The sequence below is a fragment of the Streptomyces speibonae genome (genome assembly GCF_984686075.1).
Window position 1 is genome coordinate 3,840,872 of the sequence record NZ_OZ480260.1, and the last position, 16,202, is coordinate 3,857,073.

The following is a 16,202-nucleotide window of genomic DNA, read 5'->3' on the forward strand; positions in this document are numbered from 1 at the left end:
GTGAAAATACCTGCGATCATCCGTCGGACACGCGCGGAGTTCCGTTCTCGCCGAGCCAGCGGGCCAGCTTGCCGTGCCGGCCGATGGCACGCAGTCTGCGCTCCGCCGCCTCGCGGGTCAGCGGCGTCGTGACGAGCAGGAGTTCGTCACCTGCGTTCAGCACGGTGTCGTGGCCGGGTACGACGGAGCTGCCGCCGCGGACGATCAGGGTGATGACCGTCGGGGGCGGCAGGCGCAGCTCGAAGACGGCGACACCGTGCAGCCGGGAGCCCTCCGGGATGGTGACGGTGAGCAGGTCGGCGTCGAGGACGTCGAGGGGAGCCGTCTCCACCTGGATCTCGCGCAGCGCCCCCGTGCGCACCAGGCCCAGGCGCCGGGCGACGGCGGGCAGGGTGGGGCCCTGGATGAGGGTGAAGAGGATCACCAGGACGAACACGATGTTGAGCACGTCGCGTGCCCCGTCGATCCCCGCGACGATCGGGAACGTGGTGAGCACGATGGGGACCGCGCCGCGCAGGCCGGCCCAGGAGATGAACGCCTGCTCCCGCCAGGGGATCGGGAAGGGCAGCAGACAGAGCAGGACCGAGACCGGGCGGGCGACCAGCAGCAGGACCAATCCGACGACGAGTGCCGGGATGATCGCGGAAGGCAGCTCGCTGGGGTCGACGAGCAGGCCGAGCATGACGAACAGGCCGATCTGGGCGAGCCATCCGACGCCCTCGGCGAAGGAGCGGGTGGCGGCCCGGTGCGGCAGCTGGGAGTTGCCCAGCACCAGGCCGGACAGATAGGCGGCGATGATGCCGCTGGCGTTGACCGCTCCGGCCGCGGCGAAGGCGATGATGCCGAAGCCGACCGTCGCCAGCGGGTACAGCCCCGTGGCGGGCAGGGCGATGTGCCGCAGCGCGGCGGCACCCAGCCGGCCCGCCAGCACGCCGAGCGCGCCGCCGAGCGCGAGCTGGTAGACGAGGTTGACCACCAGGGGCCCGGGGCCCGGCAGGTCCGCGGTGGCGGTGGAGAACACCGTGACCAGGATGATGGTCGGGGCGTCGTTGAAGCCCGACTCGGCCTCCACCAGTCCGGTCAGTTTCTGGGGCAGCGGCAGCGCGCGCAGTACGGCGAAGACCGCGGCGGCGTCGGTGGAGGAGACGATCGCCGCCAGCAGCAGGGACAGGGTCCAGTCCAGGCCCAGCAGCCAGTGGACGCCGGCGGCGGTCACCACGACCGAGAGGGCCACGCCCACGGTGGCGAGCACACCGGCGGGGGCCAGCTGCCGCCGTACGTCGTCCCACCGGGTGCTCAGACCGCCCTCGATGAGGATCAGCCCCAGCGCCGCGGTCCCCAGCGCCTGGGCCAACTGGGCGTTGTCGAAGTCCAGGCCCAGCCCGTCCTCACCGGCGACGACACCGACGGCCAGGAACAGCAGCAGGCTCGGCAGGCCCACGCGGTAGGCGGTGCGGGCGGCGGCGATGCTGGCCAGCAGGACGGCGCCGCCGATCAGCAGCGTCACATACAGCTCGGACAGCGTCATCGACCGATTCCCGTTGCGTTCCCGGTTGCGTGGTCAGGAGTCGGGTGGTGGGGGGTCGGGTGGTGGGGGGGCGGTTCGGGCAGGTCGGGCTCCAGGCGGTGGCGGGCCGGCTCAGAATCCGGGCGGGGGCGGGTCGCGGCGGTTCCGCATCCCGCGGTGCGGGTCGAACATCTCCCCGGCGACACCCGCCAGGACCAGCCCCGCGGCGATGAGCAGCCCGTGCGCGAGGGCGATGCCGGCGCCCAGGGCGGCCAGCGCCACGGTGAGCAGCAGCCAGGCCCTGCTGTAACGGTACTCGCGCGGTTGGCAGGGACGGCCGTGGCCGAGGGCGCGCGCGAAGCGGGGGTCCTCGTGGTGGAGTCGGGCCTCGATGTCGTGGAGCCGTTTGTCATCCGGTCCGTCCATCGCCCTCTCCTCGGCCGCCCGGGCGCGGCGGGAGGCGGTGGGAAGCCGTCGTAGCGGTCGCCGGTGTGCTCCATCTGTTCTCCTTGCGCATTCCGTGCCTCACGATCACACCAGGACGAAAAGGCGCAACCACACATACGCGGCCGCGACGGTGACGGTGCCGGTGACCGCGGTGACGATCATGGTGCTGGGCGGGCCGCCGTGGAGCGCGGCGCTCCGCCGGTGTCGCGGGGCATCGACCCGTCGAGCGGACACGGCACCCCGGGCACCACGGGACGCCGACGGGCCGGGAGCGTCAGCGGCGCACCCGGCGGCACGGTCACGGTCGGGGCGCGGTCCGGCCACGCCAGGAGAGAGCCGGTCGCCAGGACCGGCGACGGCGTCATCGGCCGGTACGGCCCGCCACGCCCCCGGTGCGCCGCCCGGCCGGCGGAGGGCCCCACGCCCCCGGGGCGTCCCACCGCCGGGCGCGGCGGCCCGGTGCACCCATTCCGTCGCGATCAGAACACAGCAGGCGGCGAACACCGCCACGGCCATCCATGCCGTGACGTTCATCGAGGCCCGCTCGGCGCTGATCCCACCCTTCCGGCGGACGGGGATTCTCGTTCCCAGGCGGCGGATCGACACAGCAGCATGAGCGGGGCCGGGACGGTCACTTCGCCGGTGTGGCCTGTTCTCTGCTGTGCCGGGCGCATCAGGGGGCGGTGCTCCTCTCTGGAGCCGGCAGCCCGCGTGATCCGCCACACGAGCGGTACTTCTGTGGCAGGACGGACGCAGGGCGAAGCCGGGGGTGTGTTGATCACACCTTCTCCCCGCTCGAGGAGCGCGCGCCATCCAGGACAGCACCCAAATGGGGCAGGGGCGGACCTGTACGGATTTCACGAGGCGTGGGTGTTGTCACCCATGCCCCGTCCCGCCCCGCACGCTCAGGGCACGGTGATCACGGTCTTGCCGCGGGCGTGTCCCCGCTCGACGTGCCGTACCGCCTCGGCCGTATCGGACAGAGCGTAGGTCCGGTCGACGACCGGCGCGAGCCTTCCGGACGTGATGAGCCCGGCGACGGCGAGCAGATCCTCGCGCACCGGGCCGGCCGGAGCCGCCGGGAGGATCACACCCAGGCGCTGCCGGACGAAGGCGTTGAGGACGATCACCCGCAGCATGGCCCCCATCGCCCCGAGGACATGGCCGGGCGAGCCGCCGCCGTTGGCCACCAGGGTGCCCGTCGGGGTGAGCACCCCGCGCAGCCGGCCGGGCGGGTGGTTGCCCACGTTGTCGAGGATCACGTCGTAGCGGACGCGGCCCTCGGTGAAGTCCTCGCGGGCGTAGTCGACGACGTGGGCCGCGCCCAGGGAGCGCACCAGGCCGGCGTTGCCGGCACTGCACACTCCGGTGACCTCCGCGTCCAGCGCCGCCGCCGTCTGCACGGCGAACGTGCCCACGCCGCCGCCGGCGCCGTTGACCAGCACGCGCTGTCCCGCCCGGACCCGCCCCACGGTCCGGATGCCGCGCAGGGCGGTCACCGCGCCCATGGGGACGGCCGCCGCCTGCTCGAAGGTGAGGCCCCCGGGCTTGAGCACCAGCAGGTCCTCCGTGGTGAGCGCGTACTCGGCGAAGGACCCCGGGCAGAAGCCCAGGACCTCGTCGCCGGGCCGCAGCCCGTGCACCCCGGCGCCGACCGCGTCCACCCGCCCGGCCGCGTCGATCCCGGCCACCCGGGACTTCGGGCGCGTCAGCCCCACGCCCGGGGTCAGCCGCGCCGCGTACGGGTCACCGCGCAGCATGTGCCAGTCGTACGGATTGACCGACGCGGCCCGCACCCGCACCCGTACCTGGCCGGGACCCGGCTCGGGGACGTCGAGATCTGCCGGCCGCAGGCTCTCCGGCGGGCCGAAACGGTCCTGCACGATCGCCTTCATCATCCGCTCCCCCTTCACTCCGCGAAATCCGCGAACTACGCGCACTCCGCTAAATCCGCGCACTCCGCGCACTCCGCCGATGCACGCACGCCGATGCACGCACCTCGAAGGTGTACGGCGTACACCTCACATCATGGGTGTACGCCGTACACCCCGCAAGAGGCAGGAGGAAAGGATCAGTTGGCGGCGGTGTGGAGGCGCTCGAGGCCGTCCAGCGTCAGGTCCAGCGCGAACTCGAACTCGAACTGGTCGTCGCAGCCCCCGCCGACGACGGACCCCTCGTCATGGGCGACCGCCATGGCCAGTTCGGTGATGTGCGGATAGCGCGCGGCCATCTCCTCGGGCGGCAGCGCGTCGGGGTCCGGCGCGCGGTCCGCGCCGTCGTCGAACAGCTCCTGGGAGAAGCCCAGCAGCCGGCTGCCCATGATGTGCATCGCGTGGTGGACCAGGTCGAGCGAGAACCCCCCGGCGCGGAAGAGGCCGATCATCGAGTCCAGGTACGCCATCACCGCGGGCGTCGGGGCGGTCCGTGCCTTCATCCGCGCCTCGATGACCCCGGACGCCCACAGATGGCGCAGCAGCATGCGGCGGGCGGACAGCACCCGCAGGCGGACGGCGGTCTTCCAGTCGGCGTCCGCGACCGGCGGGTCGATCTCGCCGACCACGGCGTCGATCATGCCGTCGAGCAGCTCGTCCTTGTTGGCCACGTGCTTGTACAGCGCCATCGGCACGACACCGAGCTCCTGCGCGAGCCTGCGCATGCTGAGCGCGTCGACACCGCCCCCGTCGGCGAGGGCGACGGCGGCGGACAGGACCCGCTGCCTGCTCAGCGGCGTGCGGGACCGCCGGGGCGCGTCGGCCGCCTGCCCGGTCATCTCCACCATCCCTCTCGTACGACCGGACCGCCGGGGGTGTACGGCGTCCACTACGGTGTGCACGCCATGCTAGGCCCTGCCTGGTGCGGCCCTAGGACGCGACCGTCGGGGCCGCCCATTCGACGAACTGGACGACGATCCCGTTGGGGTCGGTGACCTGGAAGAGCCGCTCGCCGGAGGACTCCTGACACAGCGGCATGGTGATGTCCACCCCCCGGTCCCGCAGCCGCCGCTCCTCGCCCTCGATGCCGGTGACGGTGAAGGAGAGGACGAACCCGGCCGTGGGCCCGGCAGCGGGCCGGTCGCGCCGGTCGTCCGGCAGCGCGTCGGTGCCACGGCCCAGCAGGACCAGGTCGACGGCGGCGTCCCCCCGGGTCAGCGAGGCGAACCCGTCGGCGGCGGCTATCTCCTTGTAACCGAGGTGGCTGGTGAAGAAGTCCTGTGAGGCGGTCACGTCGTCGACGGTGAGCGAGAGGGTGGAGACGGTGATCTGCATGCGTTCCTCATCTCGTTGCGGGGTCGGCGCTGGAGGGCGAGCTCGCTACGGCGTCACCGTTCCCGCCTCCTGGACGGGGACGGCCGGGGTTCGCGACAGGTGCAGTTCCTGCAGGATCCGGGTCAGGTCGGCGGGGGCGGCGGCGAGGCGCACCGGAGTGCCGGCGTCCTCCAGTTCGGCAACGTGCCAGGTGCGCGGGATCGTGCCCGGGTCGCCTTCGCGGACTCCGCGGACCCGGGTGAGGGCGAGACGGGAGACCGGGATCGGGCGGGCCGCGAAACGGCCGGGGCCGGAGTGCGGGGTCACGGCGGGCGGACCGTCGCCGCCCAGGACGACGTGGGTGCCGAAGTGGTGAGGGTTGTAGTCGGTGGCGTCGAGGAAGCGGGCCGGCAGGAAGACCTCGGTGTCCTGGTCCGACGGCACGGCGAGGCGCGCTTCAGCCCCGTCGGGCTCCCTCGGCTCCCCCGGCTCCTCGGTCTCCCCGGGCGGGCGGATCCGCGTGGCGCGCCAGGCCCACACCAGCAGGGTGAGCGTCGTCAGGGTGCCCAGCGCCGTCCAGGCGGTCGTCGCGGGCGAGGCGAACGGCTCCCCGGGGTGCAGGTAGCACAGGGGCAGCAGCCACAGCGCCGTGACGACGAGGGCCGCCCCGAACGGGAGCGCCGACGGCAGCACCTCGCCGTCCGGGCGGTGCCGTCCGCGCGCCGCGATCAGGACACGGGCGGCCGGGTAGCCCGCGGCGAGGATCAGCCCTGCCGCGAGCCCGGCGAAGTCCCCGGCACCGGGGGCGTGGTCGCGCCACACATACCGGCTCCCCGCGACCTCCTTGACCACGCCGCGCCACACCGTCAGCCGGACGGGGTCGCCCGCGCGGAACGCCCGGGCCGCCTCCCTGGACACCTCCAGCCGCTCCACCGGGCGGGCGTCGGTGAAGTACAGCCAACTGGTCTTCCTCGGGCGTTGCGGTTCCGTGCGGTCGATGACGGCGCGGACGGTGCCGAGGCAGTCGCCGCGCTCGGCCGCCGGCGTTCCGGACACGCAGGGGGCGGCCGACTCCCACTCCCGTTCGAGCCTGCCGGCGTCTGGGACCGCCCACACGGCGAGGGCCGCGCCCGCCAGCAGCAGGACGCACGCGACGACGGAGCCGAACCGCCCGCTGCCCGTGGTACGGCCCGAGATGACCGTGAGGGGGCCTGGCTGGAGTCCGTCCCGGGCGATGCGGGGGATCGTCCGAGGCGCACCGCCTGGGTCTGCGCCCGCTTCCGCCGGCGCCTTCCCGGCGCCGTGACACCGGTGCAGTGCGCGCAGCCGCTCCAGCGTCGCGTCGAACTCCTCGGTGTCCGGGGTCCAGGTCCGCGGCAGCGGCAGTTCCCACCGGCGTCCGTCCCGGAGCAGCACACTCACCCGGCGGCTCTCCTCACCGCGGGCCAGATGCGCGTACCTGGCCCGGATGCGCAGCTCCGCCACCTCGCTCCAGGGCACGCTCCGGCGGCGCAGCAGGGTGCGCGAGCGCAGTCCGCGGTCGTCGGCGCCGACGCGGGCGGTGACCCGGTGCAGGGCGGCGAACCCCGCGAGCGCGCACAGCAGGGCGGGGACCAGCCAGGCGACCGTGCCGGTGTACGCGGTCAGCGCCGCCCCCACGGCCGCTCCGCTCCAGCCGAGGCCGGCGAAAACCCTCAGGGTGCGCGTCCACCGGGGACGGCAGCTCACTTCCCAGGTGTCCGTCATACGAGAAGAGTGGCAGCAGCGGGCCGGTGTGCGCTTGTGCAGGGTGCGGCAGAGTTGCGCCCGGTCACGTTGCCGACTGCCGTCACCGTCTGGTGGGGTGGTTCCGGGGGCCGCGGCCCGGGAAGGATCGACGTCATGATCATCTTCGGTACCAAGGGGTATCTGTACCAGCTCGCGATACTGACGCTGGTGTGCGCCCAGTGCGGTAATCCCGCCGCGCACACGCTCAGGAAGCGGGTCACGAAGTTCACCCTGTTCTTCGTACCGCTCTTCCCGGTCTCCACCAAGTACGCGACGCAGTGCACGTTCTGCGGTACCGAGAACAAGGTGACCGCGGAACAGGCCGAACAGCTCCAGGCGCAGGCCGCCGCCGGCCCGGACGGGCAGAGGCACGGCCAGCCGCACCCCCAGCAGCCCTACCAGTCGTAGCGCTACCCGTCACAGCAACGCGAGCCGGGTCGTCCGCCGGGTTCAGCCGTCCCACGGCGCGTCGTACGGGTCGCTCGGGGCGGGGACCGGTTCGGCGCGGGTGACCTCGAAGTACGGGACCGGGCCGCCGTTGACCGGGTCCTTCGTACGGCGCGGGGTGTAGCCGCCGGTGACCTCCAGCCAGGTGTCCGGCCGCAGGACCGGGGGGAGTTCACCGGTCAGGGCGATCTTGACGGGCTGGGCGTCGGCGGCGCAGCAGTTGAGCCCCATGCGGACCAGGTACGGGTCGCCCGAGCCGCTCATCGCCACGAAACCGGTGATACGGATGGACCGGCCGCGCAGACGACGTCCGTCGTCGTAGACCGCGCGGGCCGCGTACTCACCCACGCCCAGCCGCAGCGGGCCCTCGTCGGGCAGTTCGGGGAAGCCCAACGGCTTCTGCAGCGCCGTACCGGTGTGGGTGGCGCTGTAGGAGCCGAGGGCGGGCGGGGCGACCAGGATCAGGGCGAAGAGGGGCACGGCGAGGAGCCAGGCGACCCGGGGTTCCCGGTGCGCCTCCCCCGCGTGCGACGGGCGCCGCCACTCGTACCAGACCGTGGCCGCCGCGGTCACGATCAGGACCGCGCCGGACAGCAGCAGCAGCGGACGCAGTCCCGCCTTGACGTACCGCAGGTGCAGATCGGTCAGGCCGGCGTGCAGCACGGTCGCGCCGAGCAGGAACAGCAGGGCCGCCTGGGCCTGGCCGTTGAGCCGGGTTCTCACAGCAGCACCGCCCCCGTCAGCACCGACACGGCCACCGCCAGCACGAAGGTCGCGGGCGCGAAGCGCAGGGCGAAGGAACGGCCGAACGTGCCCGCCTGGAGGGCGAACAGCTTCAGGTCGACCATGGGGCCCACGACCAGGAAGGCGAGCCGCGCCGTCAGCGAGAACTGGGTCAGCGACGCCGCCACGAACGCGTCCGCCTCCGAGCAGATCGAAAGGAGCACGGCCAGGACCGCCAGCACCAGCACCGACAGCACCGGGTGGCCGGCCGCCGCGCGCAGCCACTCCGCCGGGACCACCGCCTTCAGGGTCGCCGCGGCCATCGCGCCGACCACGAGGAAGCCGCCCGCGTGCATCACGTCGTGCCGCACCGAGCCCCAGAACGCCGCGCCTCTGCCCTGCCCCTCGTACGCCGAACGGGAGGGCGGGCGCAGCCAGTCGGCGCGGCCGAGGCGCTGCCACAGCCAGCCCATCGCGCACGCCACCACCAGGCTCGCCACGAAACGGGCCGCCACCATCTCCGGGTTGCCCGGGAAGGCGACGGCCGTCGCGGTCAGCACGATCGGGTTGATCGCGGGCGCGGACAGCAGGAACGCCAGGGCCGCCGCCGGGGTCACTCCCCTGCGCACCAGCGCGCCCGCCACCGGCACGGACGCGCACTCGCACCCGGGGAGCACCGCGCCCGCCGCGCCGGCGACCGGCACGGCCAGCGCCGGGCGCCGCGGCAGGGCGCGGGCGAAGAAGGACGGCGGGACGAACACCGCGATCGCCGCCGACAGCAGGACGCCGAGCACCAGGAAGGGGAGGGCCTGGACGACCACGGCCACGAACACGGTCATCCAGCTCTGCATCACCGGGGCGGACAGGGCGCCGCGGACCGGCCCCTGGAACATCACGGCCGTGAGCAGGACCAGGGTGAGGAGGAGGGGGGAGCTGAGGTGGTGACGCTGCTCGGGTGGGGTGCCGCCCCCGGCTCCGGAGGAGGGCGGTTCGGGTCCGGGTCCGGACCCGCTCGTTCCGCGCGAGGGGGGTGATGTGGTGGTGGCCACGGGCCGGGTACACCTCCGGGGATGGGCGCGCGGAAGGGCGGGGCCGCTCGGGGCCCCTGCCCCTTGGTACGCGGCGCGGCGCACCGGTGTTCAAGTCGCCCTGGAACCAGCGGTCCTGATGAGGCAGTCTCTTCCCCTGTGGTGAGCCTCCTTCCCAACCCCGCCCTGCCCAGCGACCCTTCCACGCACATGGTGGTGTGCGGCGACGACGGGCTGGCACACCGGCTCGCCGCCGAACTCCGGGGCGTGTACCGCGAACAGGTGATCCTCGTCGTACCGCCGGCCGGGCGCGGTGTCCGCCAGCCGGTGGTGGGGCGGGCCCGTGCCGTCTCGGCGGCCCTGTTCGGCCGGATGGTGACCGCCGTCAACAACCGGGGTGGCAGCGGCTCCGACGACACGCTGGTGCCCGACGAGCGGGTGATGGAGGCCGCCGAGCCCACCGAGGAGGTACTCGCCGAGGCGGGCGTGGACCGGGCGGCCGCGCTGGCGCTGGTGTACGACGACGACGAGACCAACATCCGCGCCGCGCTGAACGCCCGCCGGCTCAATCCCCGGCTGCGCCTCGTGCTGCGCCTCTACAACCGGCGGCTCGGGCAGCACATCGAGGAACTCCTCGACCAGGCCGCCGAGCTGGCGGGCGGTACGCCCGCCGGGCGTGCGGGCGGTGGCGGCTTCGGGGGCTCCGGGGCCGACATCGCCACGACCGTGCTGTCCGACGCCGACACGGCCGCGCCCGCGCTGGTCGCCACCGCGCTCGTCGGCACGAGCAAGGTCGTCGACGCGGAAGGGCTGCTGCTGCGGGCGGTGGAGCGCCGGCCGCCGGACCCGGGAGAAGTCGCCGACCCGGGGCTGTGCACGCTGGCACTGCTGTCCGCGACGAGCAACGACCCGGCGGGCGACGAGGGCGCGGAGGACAGCGGCGATCAGGGGCCCCAACTGCTGCCCGACGCGGCGGCGGTGGCGGCGGCGACCGGACGCGGAACGGTCGTACTGGAGCAGCTTTCCTACTCCGGGCCGCCGTTGCCCGCGGGACGGAGCGGGCCGCCGTTCGCCTCGCTGTTCTCGCGGCGGCTGCGCTGGTCGCTGGCGGGGCTGGCCGCCGCGGTCCTCGCGCTCGCCGTCGCGCTGGCCGTGGTGACCCGGGACCACCCGCTGCACGCCACCTATGTGACGCTGCTGGACCTCTTCGCCATCAACGAACCCGCGCACAACGAGTCGCCCGGGCGGCAGGTGCTGCAACTGCTGTCCATGGTGGTCGGGTTGCTGCTGCTGCCGGTCCTGCTGGCGGCGGTGTTCGAGGCGCTGGGGATGTTCCGTACGGCGTCGGCTCTGCGCAAACCGCCGCGCGGGCTGAGCGGGCACGTGGTGCTGCTCGGACTGGGCAAGATCGGGACGCGGGTGCTGACCCGGCTGCGGGAGCTGCACATCCCGGTGGTGTGCGTGGAGGCGGACCCGGAGGCGCGCGGGGTGGCCGTGGCGCGGCGGCTGCGGGTGCCGGTGGTGATCGGGGACGTGACGCAGGAAGGCGTACTGGAGTCCGCGAAGATCCATCGCGCGGACGCGCTGCTCGCCCTGACCAGTATCGACACCACGAACCTGGAAGCGGTGCTGTACGCACGGTCCGTACGGCAGGACCTGCGGGCCGTGCTGCGGCTGTACGACGACGACTTCGCCAAGGCCGTGTACCGCACCCTGCGCACGGCGCACCCCGGTGCGGTGACCCGGAGCCGGAGCGTGTCCCACCTGGCGGCACCGGCCTTCGCCGGGGCGATGATGGGGCGCCAGATCCTCGGGGCGATCCCGGTGGAGCGGCGGGTGCTGCTGTTCGCGGCGGTGGTGGTGCACGGGCATCCGCAGCTGGAGGGGCGGACCGTCGGAGAGGCGTTCCGGCCGGGCGCGTGGCGGGTGCTGGCGCTGGACACGGCGGCGCGCGGGGGGACGGGCGACGGCGCCGGGGCGGCGGCCGAGGCACCGGGGGGCGGGCTGGTGTGGGATCTGCCGGACACGTATGTGCTGCGTCCGGGGGACCGGGTCGTGCTGGCGGCCACCCGGCGGGGGCTGGCGGAACTGCTGGGGCGGCGGGCCCGGAGCACGTCGTAGCGCCTGCCGTACGCCTGCCGGCCGCCGTGCGGGCTCCTCTGGTGGCGGCTCGCCGGGGCGTGACTAGGGTGGGCCGAGGGGACCCGACTGGCGGTGAGCGAGGTCTCTGTGAGCGGATCGGTCTCCCCTGCGCGTGCCGAGGGAACGATGGGCCGCGGCTACGCACGGCACTCCCGGGTGCAGCGCCGCGCCGGTGACTACGGCATGCCCCTGCTGCACCGGGCCCTGGACGCGGTCGTCCTGCCGGAGGGCGGCGCGCCGTTCCGGGCGGCGGACCTCGGTGTGGCCGCCGGTTCCAACTCCCTGGAGCCGATGCGGGCCGTGGTGGAGGGGGTTCGGGGGCGCACCGGCGAGGAGACCCCGGTGACGGTGGTCCACACCGACATCCCCGACAACGACTTCAACACCATGTTCGCGACGCTCCTGGACGCGCCCGGCTCCTACGCACATCTGCCGCACGTCTTCGTCCACGCCGAGGCGCGCTCCTTCTACGAGCCCCTCTTCCCGCCCGCGGAACTGCATCTGGTGTGGAGCGCGATCGCCGTGCACTGGCTGTCCCGGGTGCCCGCGCCGGTCCCCGGGCACATCTTCTCCTCCCGGGCCACCGGCGACGTACGCCGCGCCCTGAAGGAACGGTCCCGGGCCGACTGGGAGGCGTTCCTCGCGCACCGGGCCCGGGAGCTGCGCCCCGGCGGGCAGCTCGTCGTGCTGGGCGGGGCGTGCGCCGACGACGGCACCACCGGGGCGGACGGGCTGATGGACGCCGCCGAGGCCGTCCTGACCGACCTGGTGCGTCAGGGCCTGCTCACCTCGGACGAGTACGCCAGGATGACGATCCCGACCTGGAACCGGACCACGGAGGAGTTCCTCGCCCCGCTGCGCACGGAACCGCTGGCGGGGGTCCTGCGGGTGGAGGAGCACGACCTGGTGGTGCTCCCCGACGTCCTGCTCGACCGGTTCCGGGAGACCGGGGACGTCCAGGACTACGCCGGCCAGGTGACGGCGTTCTTCCAGGCGGCGTTCCTGCCCTCCCTGCTCGCCGCGCTGGACCCCGGCGGCCCGGAGGGCCGGGCGGAGGTCGTGGCGGAGACGTTCGCCACGGGCCTGCGCTCCCGTGTCGCCGCCGATCCGGAAGCGGTCGAGACCCACTGGCATGTCGTCCCGCTCCGCATCGCACGCGGGTGACGCGGGCCGGCGGCCACGCGGTGCCCTGACCGTCCTGCTCCTGGCGGCGCTCATGGGCATCCTCGACGTGCTCATCGTCAATGTCGCCGCCCCGTCCATCCAGCGCGACCTGCACGCGAGCTTCGACGACATCCAGGCGGTGATCAGCGGCTACGTGCTGGTGTACGCCGTGACGCTGACGACCGGAGCGCGGCTGGGGGACACCTACGGCAGGCGGCGCGTCTTCGTCCTGGGCGTTCTGGGCTTCACCGCCTTCTCCGCGGCATGCGCGGCGGCGCCGTCGGCCGGGGTGCTCATCGTGCTGCGGCTGGGCCAGGGGCTGGCGGCCGCGCTCATGCTGCCGCAGGTACTGGCACTGATCCAGATGATCTTCCCGCCCAAGCAGCGGGCCCGCCCGCTCGCGCTGTACGCGGCGACGCTGGGCCTCGGGGCGGTCCTCGGCCAGATCATCGGCGGTGCCCTGCTCCACTGGGACGTCCTGGACCTCGGATGGCGGTCGGTGTTCCTGGTCAACGTGCCCGTCGGGCTCACGGCGGCGGCCTGTGTGCCCGCGACGCTGCCGCGGCACCGGCCCTCCGGGCGGCAGCGTCTGGACCTCCCGGGGCTGCTGCTGAGCGGGGCCGCCATGACGCTGCTGATCGTCCCGCTCATCCGGGGCAGCGCCGACGGCTGGCCCCTGTGGGTGTGGCCGGCGTTCGCCGCGTCGGCCCTGGCCCTGGTCGCGCTGTGGCAGGCCGAGCGCCGGGAGGAGCGGGCGGGCGGTGCGCCCCTGGTGCGGCCGTCGCTCTTCCGCAAGCCGGGGTTCCGGATCGGGCTGGCCATCGCGCTGATCTTCTACAGCGGGAACTACGGGCTGTTCCTGCTGCTGGCGTATGTGTTCCAGGACGGTCTGCGGCTGTCGCCGCTCGCCTCCGGTGTCGCGTTCGTGCCCTTGGGCGCCGGGTTCGCCGGGGCGTCGCTGGCCGGCCGCCGGCTCCTCGCGCGGTACGGCAACCGGGTGCTGGTGGTGGGGGCGGGGACGATGGCGGCCGGTTATCTCGTCCTCGTCGTGACCCTGTGGCCGGGGCCGGCGTCCTCCGGGCCCGTCACGGCCCTGGTGATGGCGCCGGCGCTGCTGGTGGCGGGGGTGGGGCAGGGGATCGTGTCGGCGCCGCTGATCGGGGTGGTGCTGGCCACGGTGCCGGAGGCGGAGGCGGGGGCGGGGTCGGGGATGGTACTGACGGCGAATCAGCTGGCGAGTTCTCTCGGGGTGGCTGTGCTGGGGTCGGTGTTCGTGGGGTTGCTCGGGGCGGATCCGCAGGGTGCGGGGGCGCGGGCGGCGGGCGGGGAGGGGTTCACTTCGGCGCTGGTGGGGTGTTCTTGGGTGTTGCTCGCGCTGGCGGGGGGTGTGGGGGTGTTGGCGTGGCGGCTGCCGGGGGGTGGGCGGGGTGGGCGGAGGGTGCCCTTTGGGGCCGACGGTTCGTGAGGCTCACCGTGGCCCCGGGGGCGGGGTGCCGTTCGCCGGTGCTGGGCGGGGGGCTCGCAGCCCGGCGCTTACGGGGTGCCTCCCCCACTCTCGGCTCCTCCCCCACTCTCGGCTTCGCTCGAGCGGGGGGACCCTCATGAGCGGGCGGTACCCCCACCGCCCACCCGTGCCGCCCTGGGGGCACCTCCCAGGCCCTTCAGGCACTGGGGGAGGCACGACTGCCCGCAGGCTGCGGCGGTGTCAGGGGAGGTGTCTGGTGGCGAAGTCGAGTTCCAGGCGGACTTGTTTGATGCGTTCGTCGACCACCAGGGAGCCGTGGCCGGCGTCGTAGCGGTAGACCTCGTGGACGGCGTTGCGGGACTCGAGACGCTTGACGTAGTTCTCGATCTGCTGGATGGGGCAGCGCGGGTCGTTGACGCCGGCCGAGATGTGGACCGGGGCCCTGACCTCGTCGACGTAGGTGATGGGGGACGAGGCCTCGAAGCGGTCGGGGACCTCCTCCGGCGTGCCGCCGAGCAGCGTGCGGTCCATCGCCTTCAGCGCCTCCATCTCGTCGTGGTACGCCGTGACGTAGTCGGCGACCGGAACCGCCGCGATGCCCACCGCCCACGCGTCCGGCTGGGTGCCGAGGCCCAGCAGGGTCAGATAGCCGCCCCAGGAACCGCCGGTGAGGATCAGCCGGGCGGGGTCGGCCAGACCGGAGGCGACCGCCCACTCGCGGACCGCCGCGATGTCCTCCAGCTCGATCAGGCCCACCCGGTGCTTCAGGGCGTCCGTCCAGGCGCGCCCGTAGCCGGTGGAGCCCCGGTAGTTGACGCGGACCACCGCGTAGCCGTGGTCGACCCAGGCCGCCGGGCCCGCCGCGAAGGAGTCGCTGTCGTGCCAGGTGGGGCCGCCGTGGATGTCGAACACGGTCGGGAGCGGGCCGGTCGCGCCGGCCGGCTTCTGCACCAGCGCGTGGATGCGGCCGCCGGGCCCCTCCACCCACACGTCCTCCACGGGCACCGACCCCGGCGACTTCATCCCCGGCGGGTCCAGGACCACTCCGCCCGTCGTGGAACGCACCGCCGGCGGTTCGGCCGCCGACGACCACAGGTACTCCACGCTGCCGTCCGGGCGGACCGTGGCCCCGGAGACCGCGCCGCGCGGCGTGGGGATCCTCACCAGCCGGCGCTCGGTCAGGTCGTAGCGGAACAGCTCGCCGCGGGCCTCGTAGCCGTGCGCGATGAGCAGACCGGTGCCGTCCGGGTACCACTCGGCGCTCACGTCGCCGGGCAGCTCCAGTACCAGGTCGGTCTCCTCCCCCGTCGCGACGTCCCACACCAGCGGCTCCCAGCGTCCGCGCCGCTGGTGGCCGATGAGCAGCCGGGTGTCGCCCTCGACCGGCGCGAAGCCCAGCACCTCCAGGCCGAGCTCCTCGGTGCCGCCCCGGGTGTCGTCGAGCTCCGCCACCGTCGTGCCGTCCGGGCGCATGACCCTGAGCGCGGAGTGCATCGCGTCCCCGTGCTCGGTGTGCTCCACGGCGATCAGCGAACCGTCGTGGGAGAGGTCACCGACGCCCGCCGACTCGCGGTGCCGGTACAGCTCCACCGGGGCCTCCCCGGTGCGCACCAGGTGGATCGTCGTACCGTCCTCGTCCGTGGAGCGGCCCACGACCGCCGTGCGGCCGTCCCTGCCCAGCGCGATCCCGGCCGGGTAGGAGGGGTCCAGGCCCGGGGCCGCGAGCTCGTCCTCGCCGCCCGAGAACCGCTGCCGGCGCCAGACGCCGAACTCGTCGCCGTCCTTGTCGTCGAACCACCAGATCCAGTCGCCGTCCGGCGAGAGCACCCCGTCCGTCGTGCCGTTGGGCCGGTCCGTCACCTGGCGCTGCTCACCGGTCGCCCGGTCCCAGGCGTACAGCTCGTACGTCCCCGTCGCGTTCGACACGAACAGCGAGCGGTCCGGGGCGTCCTCGGCCCAGTCGGGCAGGGACACCCGGGGCGCGCGGAAGCGCTTCTCCCAGTCGGGCATGTCCTCGGCGCCCTCGTGCCGCGTTCGATCGTTCTGGTGGTCCGCCCGGCCCGGCGCGTCGGACCCGTTGCTCTCAGTCATGACCCCATACTGCCCGCCCGGAGGGTCATCGCGCGGCCCAGCTCCCCAGCCTGTGGACAACTTCTCCCGGATCTTTCACCGGCCCCCCGGGACACCCCGGCCCGGCCCCCCGGACGCGCCCCCGCCCGAGCCGCCCGACGCGCCCCCGTGCGCGCCCACCCCGCGGGCCGGGAACC

14 protein-coding genes are annotated in these 16,202 nt (G+C 74.0%); 4 read left to right on the forward strand and 10 right to left on the reverse strand.

Annotated features, from left to right (window positions below):
• Window positions 1-16: 16 nt before the first annotated feature.
• From AC5L3C_RS17220 to AC5L3C_RS17250, 7 genes are all read right to left on the reverse strand, one after another.
• Window positions 17-1,528 (reverse strand): potassium/proton antiporter, encoded by a 1,512-nt coding sequence (locus tag AC5L3C_RS17220; RefSeq protein WP_493649767.1) that lies wholly within the window; start codon window positions 1,526-1,528, stop codon window positions 17-19.
• Between the two features lie 111 nt (window positions 1,529-1,639).
• Window positions 1,640-1,933, reverse strand: a complete 294-nt coding sequence (locus AC5L3C_RS17225) for a DUF3040 domain-containing protein (RefSeq protein WP_493649768.1) — start codon at window positions 1,931-1,933, stop codon at window positions 1,640-1,642.
• Window positions 1,934-2,038: 105 nt separating this feature from the next.
• The gene (locus AC5L3C_RS17230) at window positions 2,039-2,188 is read right to left on the reverse strand and encodes a hypothetical protein (protein WP_493649769.1); all 150 of its coding nucleotides are present in this window, start codon (window positions 2,186-2,188) and stop codon (window positions 2,039-2,041) included.
• Between the two features lie 671 nt (window positions 2,189-2,859).
• Entirely contained in the window at window positions 2,860-3,849 is a 990-nt protein-coding gene (locus AC5L3C_RS17235; RefSeq protein ID WP_493653913.1) for an NAD(P)-dependent alcohol dehydrogenase, read from the reverse strand.
• A 176-nt stretch (window positions 3,850-4,025) separates the two neighbouring features.
• Window positions 4,026-4,724 carry a TetR/AcrR family transcriptional regulator C-terminal domain-containing protein gene (locus AC5L3C_RS17240; RefSeq protein ID WP_493649770.1) on the reverse strand — a complete coding sequence of 233 codons (699 nt, stop codon included), beginning with the start codon at window positions 4,722-4,724 and terminating at the stop codon, window positions 4,026-4,028.
• A 91-nt stretch (window positions 4,725-4,815) separates the two neighbouring features.
• Entirely contained in the window at window positions 4,816-5,220 is a 405-nt protein-coding gene (locus AC5L3C_RS17245; protein WP_493649771.1) for a VOC family protein, read from the reverse strand.
• A gap of 45 nt (window positions 5,221-5,265) precedes the next feature.
• Window positions 5,266-6,945, reverse strand: a complete 1,680-nt coding sequence (locus AC5L3C_RS17250) for a PH domain-containing protein (protein WP_493649772.1) — start codon at window positions 6,943-6,945, stop codon at window positions 5,266-5,268.
• Between the two features lie 135 nt (window positions 6,946-7,080).
• Between AC5L3C_RS17250 and AC5L3C_RS17255 the strand changes: the two genes are divergently transcribed.
• The gene (locus AC5L3C_RS17255) at window positions 7,081-7,374 is read left to right on the forward strand and encodes a zinc-ribbon domain-containing protein (RefSeq protein ID WP_493649773.1); all 294 of its coding nucleotides are present in this window, start codon (window positions 7,081-7,083) and stop codon (window positions 7,372-7,374) included.
• 42 nt (window positions 7,375-7,416) lie between these two features.
• On the opposite strand, the gene AC5L3C_RS17260 is transcribed toward AC5L3C_RS17255, so the two are convergent.
• The gene (locus AC5L3C_RS17260; RefSeq protein ID WP_493649774.1) at window positions 7,417-8,136 is read right to left on the reverse strand and encodes a TIGR03943 family putative permease subunit; all 720 of its coding nucleotides are present in this window, start codon (window positions 8,134-8,136) and stop codon (window positions 7,417-7,419) included.
• Complete coding sequence (locus AC5L3C_RS17265; protein WP_493649775.1) at window positions 8,133-9,185, reverse strand: permease; 1,053 nt, start codon at window positions 9,183-9,185, stop codon at window positions 8,133-8,135. The genes AC5L3C_RS17260 and AC5L3C_RS17265 overlap by 4 nt, the downstream gene beginning before the upstream one ends.
• A gap of 189 nt (window positions 9,186-9,374) precedes the next feature.
• Between AC5L3C_RS17265 and AC5L3C_RS17270 the strand changes: the two genes are divergently transcribed.
• From AC5L3C_RS17270 to AC5L3C_RS17280, 3 genes are all read left to right on the forward strand, one after another.
• Window positions 9,375-11,285, forward strand: coding sequence for an NAD-binding protein (locus tag AC5L3C_RS17270; RefSeq protein ID WP_493653915.1), 1,911 nt, complete (start codon window positions 9,375-9,377; stop codon window positions 11,283-11,285).
• 93 nt (window positions 11,286-11,378) lie between these two features.
• Window positions 11,379-12,470, forward strand: a complete 1,092-nt coding sequence (locus AC5L3C_RS17275; RefSeq protein ID WP_493649776.1) for a class I SAM-dependent methyltransferase — start codon at window positions 11,379-11,381, stop codon at window positions 12,468-12,470.
• Complete coding sequence (locus tag AC5L3C_RS17280; RefSeq protein ID WP_493649777.1) at window positions 12,439-13,935, forward strand: MFS transporter; 1,497 nt, start codon at window positions 12,439-12,441, stop codon at window positions 13,933-13,935. Before AC5L3C_RS17275 ends, AC5L3C_RS17280 begins: the two co-directional genes overlap by 32 nt.
• A gap of 240 nt (window positions 13,936-14,175) precedes the next feature.
• Here the strand turns inward: AC5L3C_RS17280 and AC5L3C_RS17285 are convergent, their stop codons facing one another.
• Entirely contained in the window at window positions 14,176-16,026 is a 1,851-nt protein-coding gene (locus AC5L3C_RS17285; RefSeq protein ID WP_493649778.1) for a S9 family peptidase, read from the reverse strand.
• Window positions 16,027-16,202 lie beyond the last annotated feature (176 nt).